This is a genomic window from Vibrio sp. ZOR0018 (genome assembly GCF_963865925.1).
Classification (GTDB): Bacteria; Pseudomonadota; Gammaproteobacteria; order Enterobacterales; family Vibrionaceae; genus Vibrio; species Vibrio anguillarum.
The window spans coordinates 103,202-119,335 of the sequence record NZ_CAWMCN010000123.1 but is presented as its reverse complement, the minus strand read 5'-3'; the positions used below and the strand labels follow the sequence as shown (position 1 = coordinate 119,335).

General features: G+C 46.3%; 12 protein-coding genes. 4 read left to right on the top strand and 8 right to left on the bottom strand.

Annotated features, from left to right (window positions below):
• The first annotated feature begins 22 nt into the window (after positions 1-22).
• Positions 23-1,363, top strand: coding sequence for a sigma-54-dependent transcriptional regulator (locus AACR75_RS14920; RefSeq protein WP_047690794.1), 1,341 nt, complete (start codon positions 23-25; stop codon positions 1,361-1,363).
• A 49-nt stretch (positions 1,364-1,412) separates the two neighbouring features.
• On the opposite strand, the gene AACR75_RS14915 is transcribed toward AACR75_RS14920, so the two are convergent.
• From AACR75_RS14915 to AACR75_RS14885, 7 genes are all read right to left on the bottom strand, one after another.
• Positions 1,413-2,774, bottom strand: coding sequence for a TRAP transporter large permease (locus tag AACR75_RS14915; RefSeq protein WP_047690791.1), 1,362 nt, complete (start codon positions 2,772-2,774; stop codon positions 1,413-1,415).
• A 3-nt stretch (positions 2,775-2,777) separates the two neighbouring features.
• Positions 2,778-3,464: a TRAP transporter small permease gene (locus AACR75_RS14910; RefSeq protein ID WP_047690960.1), complete on the bottom strand. Its 687-nt coding sequence runs from the start codon at positions 3,462-3,464 to the stop codon at positions 2,778-2,780.
• Positions 3,465-3,597: 133 nt separating this feature from the next.
• A complete protein-coding gene (locus AACR75_RS14905) occupies positions 3,598-4,593 on the bottom strand; it encodes a TRAP transporter substrate-binding protein (protein ID WP_047690789.1) in 996 nt (331 codons plus the stop codon).
• Positions 4,594-5,055: 462 nt separating this feature from the next.
• Positions 5,056-6,309, bottom strand: a complete 1,254-nt coding sequence (locus tag AACR75_RS14900) for an ABC transporter substrate-binding protein (RefSeq protein WP_047690786.1) — start codon at positions 6,307-6,309, stop codon at positions 5,056-5,058.
• Positions 6,310-6,455: 146 nt separating this feature from the next.
• The gene (locus AACR75_RS14895) at positions 6,456-7,910 is read right to left on the bottom strand and encodes an ATP-binding protein (RefSeq protein ID WP_047690783.1); all 1,455 of its coding nucleotides are present in this window, start codon (positions 7,908-7,910) and stop codon (positions 6,456-6,458) included.
• Between the two features lie 2 nt (positions 7,911-7,912).
• Complete coding sequence (locus tag AACR75_RS14890; RefSeq protein WP_026028047.1) at positions 7,913-8,641, bottom strand: response regulator; 729 nt, start codon at positions 8,639-8,641, stop codon at positions 7,913-7,915.
• A gap of 117 nt (positions 8,642-8,758) precedes the next feature.
• Positions 8,759-10,228, bottom strand: a complete 1,470-nt coding sequence (locus tag AACR75_RS14885; protein ID WP_047690780.1) for a protein adenylyltransferase SelO — start codon at positions 10,226-10,228, stop codon at positions 8,759-8,761.
• Between the two features lie 123 nt (positions 10,229-10,351).
• Between AACR75_RS14885 and AACR75_RS14880 the strand changes: the two genes are divergently transcribed.
• Positions 10,352-11,719, top strand: coding sequence for an L-serine ammonia-lyase (locus tag AACR75_RS14880; protein WP_029189727.1), 1,368 nt, complete (start codon positions 10,352-10,354; stop codon positions 11,717-11,719).
• Positions 11,720-11,766: 47 nt separating this feature from the next.
• On the opposite strand, the gene AACR75_RS14875 is transcribed toward AACR75_RS14880, so the two are convergent.
• Positions 11,767-12,540, bottom strand: coding sequence for a hypothetical protein (locus tag AACR75_RS14875; protein ID WP_047690777.1), 774 nt, complete (start codon positions 12,538-12,540; stop codon positions 11,767-11,769).
• 324 nt (positions 12,541-12,864) lie between these two features.
• Between AACR75_RS14875 and AACR75_RS14870 the strand changes: the two genes are divergently transcribed.
• Entirely contained in the window at positions 12,865-14,103 is a 1,239-nt protein-coding gene (locus tag AACR75_RS14870) for a DEAD/DEAH box helicase (RefSeq protein WP_047690775.1), read from the top strand.
• 197 nt (positions 14,104-14,300) lie between these two features.
• The gene (locus tag AACR75_RS14865) at positions 14,301-16,082 is read left to right on the top strand and encodes an alpha-amylase family protein (protein WP_047690772.1); all 1,782 of its coding nucleotides are present in this window, start codon (positions 14,301-14,303) and stop codon (positions 16,080-16,082) included.
• Positions 16,083-16,134 lie beyond the last annotated feature (52 nt).

Here is a 16,134-nt window from a genome sequence, read left to right as displayed (position 1 = left end):
AAAAAGCAGTTAAGGACAACCAATGTGTGATGTATTTTTTATCGATGATGAGGCGGATATCCGTATCGCCATTGCGCAAAGTTTCGAGCTCGCCGACCTCACAGCGCGGTTATTTTCCAGTGCGGAAGAAGCCTTACTGGCGGCCAAAGCCGACGGGCTGCCTCTTGTGGTGGTGAGCGATATTTGCTTACCTGGCCTCAGTGGCCAGAGCTTACTCAACTCGATTCATCATCAAGATGCTGAGGTCCCTGTTATTTTGATCACAGGACATGGCGATATTTCGATGGCCGTACAAGCGATGCACGATGGCGCATACGATTTTATCGAAAAACCTTTTGCTACTGAACGCTTGATAGAAACCATCCACCGCGCGATAGAAAAACGCCACTTAACGTTAGAAAATCAGCAGCTAAAACGCAGCTTAAAAGCGAGCCAAACTCTTGGACCACGCATTATCGGTAATACTGGCAACATCCAAGCGTTAAGGGACACCATCACTCATGTCGCCGACACTCAGGCTGATATTCTACTGTTTGGCGAAACTGGTACAGGAAAAGAGCTGGTTGCTCGATCGTTACATGAGCAGAGTTCTCGCCGCGAGCTCAATTTCGTCGCACTGAACTGCGGCGCAGTGCCTGAAAATTTGATAGAAAGTGAACTTTACGGCCATGAAAAAGGCGCCTTTACTGGCGCTGAAACCAAACGCATTGGTAAATTTGAACACGCACAAGGCGGCACCTTATTTCTGGACGAGATTGAATCAATGCCGATGCAGGCACAAATTCGTTTATTACGCGTATTGCAAGAAAGAGTCATTGAACGAGTTGGGTCCAATACCTTGATTCCTCTGGATATTCGAGTCATCGCCGCAACAAAAGTCGATTTAAAGCAAGCAGCTCAAGCAGGAACCTTTCGTCAAGATCTCTACTATCGCTTAAACATTGTCACATTAGATATTCCACCACTTCGCCAACGTAAAGAGGATATTCCGGCCCTTTTCCATCACTTTTTGTTAGTGGCCGCGGCTCGTTACGGTAAAGCGGCAACCGCACTCTCTCAACCTGAAATGCAGCGCTTAATCAGCCATGACTGGCCGGGAAACGTGCGCGAACTACGCAACGCCGCAGAGCGCTATGTGCTATTGGGGAAACTGGCTCAGTTAGGCGACAGCGAGCCATCACAAAAGTTACCCACCCATTTAGTCGAACAAGTGGCCGAATTTGAAAAATCAGTGATTGAACAAGCATTGATTGAGTGTGGTGGGCGTATCAATGAAACAATGGAAAGGCTCAACGTACCGCGTAAAACGTTGTACGACAAAATGCAGCGTTACGGATTAGACAAAGAGCTCTATAAAATATAGAGCTCTAATAACATGCCGCAGCCATAGAAATTTCAGGTCAGCATTTTGGTTACTTAGTGATGATTTCCGGCCCCATTAAGGTGGTTGGTAACCAAGTGGAAATCCAAGGCACGTAGGTCACAATCATCAAAAATAGGAACATAATCGCCACCCACGGTAGCGCCGCTTTCACCACATTCATCATCGACATTTTGGCAACCCCTGCGGTGACAAACAAGTTTAACCCGACGGGCGGTGTGATCATCCCTATTTCCATGTTCACCACCATCATGATCCCAAGGTGAATGGGGTCAATACCGAGTGCGATGGCGATGGGGAAGACCAATGGAGCAACAATGATCAGCAGCCCTGATGGCTCCATAAACTGACCACCAAGTAGCAGTAATATGTTGACTACAATCAAAAATGTTATAGGCCCGAGACCGGCGGAAAGCATCGATTCAGCAATAATTTGCGGAATGCGCTCTTCGGTCAGAACATGTTTCAATATCAATGCATTGGCGATGATAAACAGCAGCATGATGGTCAGTTTACCAGCGTCAAACAAAGTCGCTTGCGTATCTTTATGGAAAAAGGCTTGCACGATTTTGACCAAGGCAGGTTTGGTATTTTCTTTGTCGGCGAACGGCCCCATATCTTTGTAAACAAAATTGGCAATCAAGAAAGAGTATACCGCTGCCACCGCAGCCGCTTCGGTTGGCGTAAAGATACCACCGTAAATCCCGCCGAGAATGATCACCACCAGCAACAAACCCCAGCTGGCATCTTTGGCGGCGAAGATCGCTTCTTTCCAACCCACAAAAGGTTGTTTCGGCAGGTTTTTAATTCGTGCAAAAATGTAGATAGCAACAATCAGCATCAAACCCGCTAATAAACCGGGGATCACACCGCCTAAAAACATGCGCCCTACCGATACATCAGTGGCAGCGGCGTACACGACCATTACAATCGAAGGTGGGATCAAGATGCCCAATGTACCAGCATTACAAATAACCCCCGCAGCAAACTCTTTGCTGTAGCCATTTTTGACCATTCCAGCAATAACAATACTGCCGATCGCCACCACTGTCGCCGGTGAAGAACCTGACAGCGCTGCAAACATCATACAGGCCACTACCGAAGCAATCGCCAGCCCTCCCCGAAACCAACCCACCATAGCGATAGCGAAACGGATAATGCGTTTTGCCACACCTCCGGTTGACATAAAGCTGGAAGCCAAAATAAAAAATGGAATCGCAAGCAAAGTGTAATGGCCTTCAAAAGCGTTAAACAAGGTTTGAGCCACTGACGCTAAAGAAGTATCGGAGTGCCAAAGTAGGAACAGAACGCTGGATAATCCGAGCGAGATAGCAATGGGTACACCGACTAGCATAAAGCCGATGACCATAACAAACAGCAGTAAAATATCCATGAATTAACGCTCCTTGCGAGAATCAATAGGCGGGGTCGCTCCGCGGTTCGGCTCTAACATGGTCTCGCTCACTTGTGCCATTTCCGCTTTCAGCGCTTCAAGATCTTCCTCGGCTTCATGGCCAGAAATCATTCTGTCTAACTTACCGCTGAGAATTTGATAGGCGATTTGTAAAAAGCGAAAAGTGAGTAATCCCATTCCGATAGGCAATGCCATGTATGGAATAAAGCGCGGCATTTTTTCATAGCGCTCCCCTTCATTGAGCCAATCGGAGAGAAATTGCAGCATTTCCGGCATAGGAATATCGTCGGTTTCATACCAAGCACGCTCAGTCGCAAACGGATACCAGTAATTCCACGAACCGATGAGCAGTAAAATAGAAAAGGTTAAACAACAAGCCACCGCGACCAGTGCAGACACTTTTCGCATGGTTGCAGGCACCATGTTAATAACCACATCAACTCCGATGTGAAAGTGTTTCTTTACCCCATAGGACGCACCAACCAGTACCATCCATGCAAACATGAACACGGTTAATTCCAATGCCCATAAAATGTTGCCGTTAAAAACATAGCGATAAACAACGTTAACGAACGTTAATAAGGTCATCGAGCCCAAGAAGAATGCAATCAGCATTTCTTCAATCGCATCGGTAAATCGGCCGACTTTAGAGAAAAAAGAGTGTTCCATGTGATACATCGCTCTCATAGTAATTATCGGAATTGACTCAAGGTCACCGCACGGCTTCAGGTTAGTTATCAATGAGACGAGCAATAAACGCGTTGAGTCCAACCCCACCACGCAAGGTGGGGTTGGAGGCTGATTATTTGTTTGAAGCCAGCGCTGCCTCAATCAAATCTGAACCGATGTCTTTTTCAAATTTCTGCCACACAGGCTTCAGCGTTGTAACCCATTGCTGGCGCTGTTCAGGTGTGAGAGTGCGGATCACGCCTCCGGCTTCCAATACATATTGTCTATTTTGGAGCTCGACTTTATTTGATTCCGCATTACGCGCTTCAGTGACTTCTTTTAAAATGGTCGCGAACTGGTCACGCACGTCGGCTGGTAGGCTGTCCCACCACTTGCTTGATGTCACCACTAGGTAGTCCAAAATGCCGTGATCGGTTTCGGTAATGCCATCTTGCACTTCAAAGAATTTCTTACCGTAAATGTTGGACCATGTATTTTCTTGACCATCAATAACTTTGGTTTGCAAACCGCCATACACTTCTGCAAAAGACATTTTTTGCGGGTTTGCACCAAGCTGCTCAAACTGAGCCACCAGTACATCAGATGCTTGCACACGGAACTTTAATCCTTTTGCATCCGCTGGAACGAATAGAGGTTTATTGGCTGACATCTGTTTCATACCGTTATGCCAAAATTCCAACCCTTTCACACCACGACGTGTCATTGAATTCTTTAGTTTTTCACCGTCAGCTGAGTTTTGGAAACGGTCAACTGCGTCCACATCCTCAAATAGGAATGGCAGGTCAAAAATACGGAATTTTTTGGTGAATTTTTCAAATTTTGATAATGAAGGCGCCGCTAGCTGCACATCGCCGTTGAGCATGGCTTCCAATACTTTGTCGTCATCGTATAAGGTTGAATTAGGGAAAACTTGTAGGCAAGCCTTACCATTCATCTCCTTATTAACACGCTCTTCAAGCAGCGAAGCCGCAATGCCTTTAGGGTGCTTATCTGTATTCGTGACGTGGCTAAATTTAATGACGATTTCGCCGGGGTCGCAATTTGCGGCCGCATTAAAACTGGTTACAGCAAGAATGGAAGCGGTCAGCAAAGTCAGTGGCTTTAACATTATTATTCTCCTTGATTGAACATATCAGCCCCATCAATGGGTGCTGGTTGTTTTCTATAAGGCAATTAACAAGCCAACATGACACATTCCATTAACAAGCCAGTAACCATAAGGTGTCACCAGCTATTCAGTTAACAACAACCCATAGAATCTTATGATAGAAAGCAAAAATGGGTAGAAAATGACCCAAGGAATATGAATTTTGGGTGGGAAATGACACCCAGCTAAATCCATCAGAGGGTGGCGATGAGAATGACGAAAAAATGTGAAACAGGAAGGAAGCGCACCCTCCGCCCAAACAGCAAGCCTAGTTTGGGCACTCCCCCCGAGCTCTTTATCGGAGAGCGCGCTAATTGGTTAGAACCGACAGATTATGTTAGTAGCACACTGAAAGTGGTGTGCTACAAAAAAGAAGAGGGTGAGCAGGCAGGCTAAAAAACCTACCCACTCTGGGGGTTAGGGCTACATCGCAGCTTTCACCGCTTTCGCTAGTTTTTGTGCTGCTTGTTTTGGATCCGCTTTCGGATCATTGAAAAAGTTCGTTACGACATCAAAAATCGCGCCTTGGGCATAGCTGGTTGTCGACATACCATGGGCAATACTGGGCACAAGGTTGTTGGACTTAGCCGTCGCTTTAAAGGCCGCCATTGAGTCCAACGCGCACTGGTCAAATTTTGACATATTCATATCTGTGCGTACCGGGATCGAGCCTTTGTTGAGGTTAAATACCTCTTGGAATTTAGGATCTAGGATCGTGGCGGATAGCGCTTTTTGCGCCTGCTTATTGTCTGCATCAGTTAGCTCAAAAAAGACAAAACTATCGACATTATGGATAAATTGATCGGCCGTACCTGGCGCGGCCACGCACAGGTAATCTTTACCCGCAACTTTGCCCGCTGCGGTAAACTCCCCTTTTGCCCAGTCGCCCATGATCTGCATCGCCGCTTCACCATTTATCACCATTGAAGTCGCAACGTTCCAATCACGGCCTGGAGAGTTAACATCAATGTAGTCATGAACTTTTTTAAACTGGCTGAACACGTCAACCATTTTGTCGCCCGCGAGCACAGCCATATCGAGCTCAACAAACGCTTTCACGTAATCTTGTGAGCCAAGAACGCTCAACGCCACCGTTTCAAAAACCGTCGCGTCTTGCCAAGGTTGGCCACCGTGCGCCAGTGGCACATAACCCGCGGCTTTGATCTTATCGCCCGCAACAAAAAACTCGTCTAACGTAGTTGGCACTTTAGCACCCACTTTAGCCAGTACCGCAGGGTTAACCCACAACCAGTTGACGCGATGCACGTTAACTGGCACGGCCACATACTGGCCATTCCACTTCATGACATTGGTGATCATCGGTGGTACGACTTCATCCCAACCACCCTGTTTGGCTACATCATTAAGATTCGTGAGAAAACCAAGCCCCGCCCATTCTTGAATATCGTGTCCTTTAATTTGAGCCGCCGACGGTGGGTTACCCGACACCGCGCGCGTTTTCAATACCGTCATGGCACTTTCACCACCACCACCTGCGACAGCGAAATCTTTCCAACTATGGCCTTGCTGCTCCAACATTTCGGTGAGCACAGCTATCGACTTGGCTTCACCACCGGAAGTCCACCAATGGAGTACTTCCACTTCACCAGCGTGAGTCGAAGGGATGAAAGAGACAGAGAGGAAAGATAAAGCAAGCAGAGTGTTATGAAATTTCATCATCATCTTCCTTGGTTTTGATTCGGCAACCTGATTCGCAAACTTTTATTAACCATTAAAGTGCTGATCGTTTACCTACTAGTCTAATCAAAGAAAATTTTTTTCGTTGAAACAAACCGTAATTTTAACGTAACGAAAGCGTTACACTACACCGCTAACGTAGGTGGGATAAAGACTTGTGCTTCCAGACCACCATGAGCTGGATTGCGTAAAATGAGATCTCCGCCGTGTCCATGTAAAATACTTCGGCATATTCCAAGACCAAGACCGTGGCCTTGGTCATCATCGGCAAGGCGAAAATAGGGCTCAAAGACCGCTTCTAATTTATCTATCGGGATCCCCGGGCCTTGGTCTTGAATGGTGATAACCACCCACTCTGGATTTTCTTCCAACTTCACCCACACTTGCTGACCATACTTCACGCCATTGCCAATCAAGTTTGTCAATACTCGTTGAATAGCTAGAGGCTTAGCGATTATCGGTTCAAGCTGTGTAGGCGTAAAATGGACCACTTGGCGAGTTAAGTTGTACCCTTCAGCAATCGTCTGAATTATCTCATTGAGATCAATACTGCTGTTATTTTCGTGTAAATCGGTATCTCGCACGCACTGCAATGCCCCTTTAACCATCATCTCTAGCTCATCGAGATCGCGGTTAAATTTTTCGCGCTTAACATCGCTTTCGAGCAATTCAGCCCTTAGGCGTAAGCGGGTGATGGGTGTTTTTAAATCATGAGAGATGGCCGAAAACAGATGCTCTCTATCGGCCACGTAACGTCGAATTCGTTGCTGCATACGATTGAATGCGCGGGTCGCCGTGATCAATTCTGTCGCACCCTCTTCACGCAAGGGACGCTGTGCAATATCCATACTCATCTCATTCGCCGCTTTGGCTAAATTTCTCAGTGGTCGAACTTGGCGGCGCATAAGCAAGTAGGTCAACGCTAACAAAATGGTGGTGGAAAAAAAGAGAAATAAGATCTGCTCTTTTCTTAATAGAGTGTCATCCAGTTTCACGTATGGGGCGGGAAGTAGCGCCGCCACGTAAACCCATTCATGGCTTGATAGTTCGATTTGCACCACCAGCACTGGCGGGTTTAGCGGTTCAAGTGTGAGTGTATGATAGGCCCACGACTTGGGTAAGTCGCTGAGAAAAATATCGTTTTTTAGTAACCGCAAATGTTCTGGTTTGGTAAATTCAACTTGAATACTCTCAACGTTATTGAGCTTTTGTTGCAACACTTCCCTCACTGCATCGACTGAAGCTCGCTTGAGCGGCGTATCGATAATCGGCTCCACAGTCAATGGCTCTTTATTGAATGAGACAAAAAAACGGGTTCCCCCCATATTGCGAATTTGATCCAGCACGATATGCCGATACTTGACGGGTAGTGATTGAAAAAAGGTCACGGTGGAAGCAAACATACCTGCCATGCTAGAAGAAACGGAACTGATCCCTTCCAACTCTTTTTGTTTAGATTGGCTGTACCAAATCGCCGTTGCAATGCCCTGCGCTATCACCACCGCCAACAAAGTCAGCAGCAGTGTTCGTGAGACAAGAGAGTTGGGTTTTAAGCGTGAAAAGAGACGTCTTAGCGTCATTTTTAATGGCCGTAACTGACCGGAACGGCCAGAATATAACCGTTGCCACGCATGGTTTTAATATAGTGAGGGTATTTTGCACTATCACCCAATCGCTGACGTAAACGGCTAAGTTGCACGTCGATACCTCGCTCAAAAGGGAGCGCTTCACGTCCACGAGTAGCAAATGAGATGGTATCGCGATCAAGCACTTCCTTAGGCCGGGTTAAAAACAGCATCAGTAGTGCAAAATCACTGCCCGACAAGTCATGCTCATCGGCACGCTCTAGATGTGTAATTCGGTGTGACAAGGTATCGAGTTGCCAATCACCAAACGTAATTTGTTTGGGCAACGCATCGGTTGTTTTTTCATCATTGACTTGTACCCGGCGCAGCAAAGCCTTGATGCGCGCCATTAACTGACGCGGGTTAAAAGGTTTCGCCACATAATCATCCGCGCCAATTTCTAAACCAATGATTTGGTCAGTTTCATCAGAAACCGCGGTCAACATAATGATAGGAACGTTCGAATGACGACGGATTTTTTGGCATAAAGTAAAACCATCGTCTCCGGGCATCATCACATCCAACAAAATAAGATCGGGATAACTGTTGCGTTCCAAATAGGCTAATAGCTCGATGCCATCCGCGGTGGTGACGATATCAAAACCAGACTTCGTCAAGTACTCATCTAATAATTGCCGAATCTCTTCGTCATCATCCACGACTAGAATGCGCGTTCTTGCCTGCATGTCCACTATCCATATTTTCAACTGATCGGCCTAGTGTAGCTATAGGTCATTTTTTTGATTATTGATATTTATGTAAAGTTTGAATTCTGTCTAGATAGAGATCACAAAATGCGTTACTTATGAGGAACAACTGATTTCCATTTTTTTCCCCCATTCAGGAGGAAGCTGGGCAAAATGACTCTTTTCCGGCTGCTCGGCATAAGGGTTGGCTAACAATTGTGCTAATTGGTGCACTTGTTGGTAATCACCTTGTTCTGCCTTATCGATCGCTTGTTGAGCCAAATAATTACGCAAAATATATTTCGGATTCACTTTTCTCATCTCTGCGCAGCGCTGCTCAATCGAAATCGCGTTCCCCGAACTGTCGATTTCTCGCTCACAACGAGCCAGATACTGTTCAAGCCAAGACTGAGCGGCAGCGCGGTCAATGAAGAGATCCAATACAGGTTGCTCCCCTTCTCGATCCAAGTTGGATAGTTGCCGGAAAAAGCGAGTGTAGTCGGTGTGATTTTTGGTTAATAACTCAAACATTTGCTCAAACAACACAGAATCACCGGACAGAGAGGTCAACAACCCCAATTTACGACGCATTTGCTGGCTAAAATAACGGCCGAGCTGCGCTTCAAACTGAGCGAGTGCCGCTTCCAGATCGCTTCTTTCCACTAACGGTGACAATGCATGTGCTAAAGCGGACAGGTTCCACAACGCCACACGCGGCTGCTGATCAAACGCGTAGCGGCCTTGATAATCGGAGTGATTGCCAATATAAGTCGGTTCATAATCGTCGAGAAAAGCAAAAGGACCGTAGTCAAAGGTTTGACCGAGGATAGACATGTTGTCGGTATTCATCACACCATGGGCAAATCCAACCGCTTGCCAATCGGCAATCATCTTAGCAGTACGCTCAACAATGTGACTAAACATGGCCGCATAAGGTTTTTCTTGTGTGAGGCAATCAGGGTAATGCCACTCAATCACTTTATCAGCCAGTTGCTTTTGCTCTGCTAATTGGTTGGTATAGAAAAAATGTTCAAAATGGCCAAAGCGAATATGGCTCTGCGCTACACGTACCAGCAGCGCACCTCGCTCTTGTTTTTCTCGATAAACAGGCGTGTCACTGCTCATCATCGCTAATGCTCTTGTGGTCGCAATCCCAAGACCCGCCATCGCCTCACTACACAAGTATTCACGAATAGTGGAGCGCAGTACGGCGCGGCCATCCCCCATACGCGAATAAGGCGTAAGCCCTGCACCTTTCAAATGCAGATCATACACTTCCCCCGTTTTACTCTCGATTTCAGCCAACAGTAACCCACGGCCATCACCTAAATCAGGGTTATAAATACCAAATTGATGGCCCGCGTATTTCATCGCTAATGGCTTAAATTGCGCGGGAATAACTTGGCCAGACAGGCTGTGCAGTAGCTCATCATTAGGTTGTGTTGGTAAAGACAAATCGCCAGCCAGTGAGGCATTCCAAGCAACCCAACGCACGCTGTCTAAAGGCGCTGGGTTCACTTGAGAATAAAAAACCGAGGGTAATTCACCATAGCGAGTGTGCAGTGTTACTTGATCCCAAATCGACATGCGAAGTCCTCATAATATGGTTTTTGGTTAGACTTTTGCACGTTAGCAAATACTTGAGCTCTAGACTAGGGTATTATTAGGCAAAGTTGTCACCTATTACAGGTCACATTCAAGGTGAAGTCGATGTTATCCATTTTTGATATTTTTAAAATTGGTGTGGGCCCTTCTAGCTCACACACCAATGGGCCAATGATTGCAGGCTATCAATTTAGCCAAATCATTGCTGATTTAACGCAAGTGGCAAGAGTGCAGATTGACCTTTACGGTTCATTATCACTTACAGGACGTGGCCACCACACTGATCGCGCCGTGATATTAGGTCTGCTGGGCAATAAGCCTGACACCATCAAAATCACCAGCGCCAATCAAGCGCTAGCGCATGCTATTGAACACGGTGAGCTTAATTTAGCGGGAAAAAAGCTCATTCCATTCCAGCTAAAAACTGACCTCCTCTTCCAAAATACTAATCTTCCCTTACATGAAAATGGTATGACGATTACCGCTTTTGGAGCGCAAGGAGAAACGTTAGCCTTTGAAACTTACTACTCGGTGGGAGGCGGTTTTGTTGCTACCGCCAAAGAGTTGGAACACGGTAGTGCAAATGCACCCGTGGAGGTCGAATTTCCTTTTACTTCTGCTGATGAATTACTCTTTAAAGCCGAAAAACATGGCTTAAGTTTAGGCAGTCTCGTTTTGCGCAATGAAATAGCGTTTCATGATCTTGAAACGATTAACCACAAAGCCGATCAAATTTGGAAAGTGATGTCACTCTGCATGCAGCGCGGCTTTGAAACGGAAGGCATTCTCGAAGGTGGATTGCATGTCACGCGCCGCGCACCAGCACTGCTCAAAAAGCTGGAAGCTAACGCGGCGATTGAAAGTGACCCAATGGAGATCATGGACTGGATTAACCTGTTTGCTTTCGCGGTCAGTGAAGAAAATGCAGCGGGAGGGCAAGTGGTTACCTCGCCAACCAATGGCGCGGCAGGAGTGATACCCGCCGTATTAATGTATTACCACCGCTTTATCCGAGAGCTTGACACTAAGCAGTTGAAAGATTTTCTCGCCGTGGCTGGCGCTATTGGTATTTTGTACAAAACCAACGCTTCTATTTCGGGGGCCGAAGTAGGCTGTCAAGGGGAGATTGGAGTCTCTTCCTCAATGGCAGCGGCAGGGTTGACCGCGCTAAGAGGTGGCAGCAACGAACAAATTTGCATGGCGGCTGAAATTGCCATGGAGCATTCATTGGGTATGACATGCGACCCAATGGGTGGCTTAGTTCAAGTCCCTTGCATCGAACGCAATGCAATGGGGGCAGTGAAAGCGATTAACGCTTCACGCATGGCCCTAAAACGGACCAGCAAATGCTTAATTTCTCTAGATAAAGTGATTGAGACCATGTACCAGACGGGGAAAGATATGAATCGGAAATATCGTGAAACCTCGTTAGGCGGCTTAGCGTTAATCCACCTATCACCACCTTGTGAATAGTAATACCGTTCAATCCTCATCAAGCCCTGTGTGAATACAGGGCTTGTTTAAGCGGTAAATTCAGGAATGCGTAACTCTTGGTTCTGGGTAATCGCTTCTCGCTGCACAATCCACTGAAAGCTGAGCGACAACACACAAATCTCAACCGCACAAACCACTAACCAGACGAGTGACAATAGTAATGTCAATGGCAGAAAATGCAGATTAAACAAGGGCTGTAGTAGTGCGTTGATAAGCATGGGGATCACACCTATCAGCACAAATAGTGCTTTGGCGTGGGGCTTTGACATTTGCCACGCGACACTCAAACCTCTAGGTTGATGATCTAGTGCTGTTGCTGGCAAAACTAATGACCAGCGGGAGATAAACCAGCCAATAGGCAGCATTGCGGCATAGGTACAAATCTGGATTAACCACATTGGCATAGTCACTATATTTGCCAGCGAGCCAATGATAAACATGGGTATGATTAGAATGGCAAACAGCATAGCGCCTAACGCAGCCCACCATCCAATAAAGCGTAATTCACACGAACTTAAGTAAAAAATCGTGCTCAAACGGCAAGATTTTTCACCCAACAGAACCAAACGATGCAAGCGCACTGTCGCCATCGCCGCCGTTACCGTATAAAGCACATAAACAATGACATTCGTTAATGTGAACAACTGTTGTGTATCATCAAAGTCAACAACACCAATCGTGAAATAGAGATTCACCACCAAAAAAGGTGAAGATTGCAGCATGAGAGTCAGCCAATTTTTTTGGACTAATTTTAACGCACTCACCACAGTATACTGAATCGGTAGCTGCTGATATTCCATGAATCTATTCCCTGACAAATAAGTAAGGTTAATATATCGAAAATAGATCCCACTTGTTCTAAAAGCTCTGTGATGCCAATCCAACTCCCTGCACTCATTGATAACAATCTTATTGGTATCTCATATTAGTGACTCGGCAACGAGGCGCTATTCTGAATAAGGAGACAATCGCTGACACTGAGGTATCTCACCGCATTTGAAAAGTTCATGCTAGAATGCGCCGAATTTGCGATGAGTTGCACTCAAAGTATTAGGGCGTAGCGCCTTACGATGAGAAAGCCATCGCTTGCTAACTGTTTTGACTTTTTAACTCTGAGAGCCCGCATGCCATTTTCCAACCTAGGATTGAGCGATCCAATCTTAAAAGCCGTTCACGAACTCGGCTATTCTGCCCCAACACCGATTCAAGAACAGGCAATCCCTGCCATTTTGACGGGTAAAAATGTCATTGCGGCAGCGCAAACCGGCACGGGTAAAACCGCTAGCTTTGTACTGCCCATTTTGCAGATGCTTAGTCAAGGAACAACTCAGCGCGCCAAACGTGTTCGCGCATTAATTTTAGCGCCCACTCGCGAATTGGCTCTGCAAGTGGAAGAGAACGTCACTCAATACGCAAAGTATCTGTCCTTAACCTGCCTTGCGATGTACGGCGGTGTCGATTCGCAAAAACAAAAACAACGCTTGATTGAAGGGGTGGATATTTTGATCGCCACGCCGGGGCGCTTGCTTGATATGTATGGCCAACGCGCCGTTCATTTTGATGAGCTTGAAGTGTTGGTGATGGATGAAGCTGACCGCATGCTCGACATGGGGTTCATTGAAGACATCAATAAAATTGTTGATCGCCTGCCACTAAACCGTCAGAACTTGCTGTTTTCGGCGACCCTTTCTCGCCCAGTGCGCGAGTTGGCTAAATCAGCCATTAATGATCCGATTGAAATTGATGTCGCTGGTTACAACCGCACGCCAAATCAAATTGAGCAGTGGATTATCACTGTCGATAAAGATCAAAAATCTGCACTACTGAGCCATTTGATTACTGAAAACCAATGGCAACAAGCGATGATTTTCATCGAAACCAAACACGGTGCGGCAAAGCTGGCGAGCCAACTGGAAAAGCGTGGCATTGCGGCAGAGGCGTTTCACAGTGGCCGTAGCCAAGAAGTTCGTGAAAAATTATTAGCCGATTTCAAAGCAGGTAAACTGCAATTTTTGATTGCAACGGGCGTTGCCGCGCGCGGTATTGATATTGATAACTTAGAAAGAGTGGTGAATTACGACTTGCCTTATCCTGCGGAGAACTACATTCACCGTATTGGACGAACCGGTCGTGCTGGTGCAACCGGTGAAGCAATTTCTCTCGTATCACGCGATGATTTTAAAAACTTGTGCATGATTGAAAGCCGCTTAGGACATTTGCTTGTGCGTAAAGAAATTGAAGGTTTCACACCGAAAAAAGACGTGCCTATTTCCATTTTAAATTACCACTTGAAAAAGCGTGATAACGAGCACTCAAGTGCACCGCGTCGTAGCCCTCGCCCTAAACAAGAAAAACGCTCATAAGCATAATGCTTTTTTACAAATCCCACCGCCCGGTGGGATTTTGTTGACTAAACCATTCCCGCATCACACTTTTACGCCTTCTTTCTCTCTACGCCCCAAAATCACTACTCAAGGATGATTCTGTCTTCATCAACTTCTATTAGCCTGCAACTCATCTCCTATTTCTCGCATCCCATCATCGCTTAGGTTGACACGTTATGGCTTACAACAAATACACTATCTATCAAGTTTTCACGCGCTTATTCGGTAATACAAACTGTTGCAACACACCTTGGGCAACGAAAGAACAAAATGGCGTCGGTAAATTAAGTGACTTCACTGACGATGCACTCAATGCAATTCATCAACTTGGGATCACTCATATTTGGTATACTGGTGTTTTACATCACGCACTGGTGGGTGATTACCGTGCATGGGGAATAGAGAATGATCACCCAAGTGTTGTCAAAGGTAGAGCGGGCTCGCCTTACGCCATTAAAGACTACTATTCGATAAACCCTGATTTAGCCGACGACCCAGCTCAGCGTAATCACGAATTTGAAGCCTTGATTAAGCGTACACACCAAGCGGGCATGAAAGTCATCATCGACATTGTCCCTAACCACGTGGCGCGCCAATATCAAGGGCTCAATAACCCTGTCGGAGTCAATGATTTTGGTGAAAATGATGATACCAGTGTGCAATACGCCAGGGACAATAACTTCTATTACCTACCCGACACCTCCTTTAAACTGCCAGATATGCCCACCTCATTGCTACCGTTGGGCGGTGAATGCCACCCAGATTTAGCCACCCCGTTTTACGAACACCCCGCAAAATGGACAGGCAATGGATCTCGTTTAGCCAAGCCGAACATCGATGATTGGTATGAAACCGTCAAAATAAACTACGGCATCAAACCTGATGGAGGCAAAGATTTTGCCGAGCTTCCGCAGCAATACCGTTTCCTATCTCACCTTGAACACGCCATTTTCTGGCAAGACAAAAGTGTCCCGGATTCATGGCGTAAATTTAGGGATATCGCTCTTTATTGGCTCGATAAAGGCGTGGATGGCTTTCGTTATGATATGGCCGAAATGGTACCGATTGAATTTTGGAGCTATCTCAACTCGGCAATTAGGCTACACACCCCCGATGCTTTTTTAATGGCAGAGGTGTATCAGCCAGATTTATACCGCGATTACATCCAGATCGGGAAAATGGACTATCTGTACGACAAAGTCGACCTTTACGATAGTCTCAAAGCCATCATGCAAGGACACGGCTCTACCAAAGAGATTGGTCGTATTGAATATCAACTGCGCGACATTGAGCATCACATGCTGCATTTCTTGGAAAACCATGACGAGCAGAGAATTGCCTCGCCTGAATTTGCAGGGGAAGCACATAAAGCACGCCCAGCCATGTTGATTTCAGCCTGTTTATCCAGCTCACCAACCTTGCTTTATTTTGGGCAAGAAGTGGGCGAACCGGGAGCGGAACATGCCGGCTTTGGCCAGCCTTCTCGCACCTCTATTTTTGACTATATCGGTGTTCCACAACACCAAAAATGGATGAATAACGGCGCATTTGATGGCGGCCAATTAAACGAGAGCGAGAAGCAGCTGCGCCATTTCTACTCAACATTACTGAATTTAGTCAAACAGAGCCCCGCACTGACCGGTGAATATCATGATCTGTACGCCGCCAATGTTGAACACTTCTCCGACCAACAAGATTACTTATTTGCCTTTGCTCGCTCTAACCCGTCACAAAAGCTGATCATCGCAGCGAACTTCAGTGCCACAAGTGGCAAAACCGTAAAACTGCATTTACCTAAAGCATTGACCACTTATTGGCAGTTAACCTGTGGTGAGCACACTTTATTCGATCCGCTAAATCAACAAACGCTGACGCTCTTCGTCAACGAACAAGAGAGCTATGTGATGATCGACTTCACCCCACTTTCGACCCATTCCATGGTTCTCAATAATATTTAAACCTCAAAGAGAGTCATTGGTCTTCTTTCAATACAACAAGCCAGCATCTTCA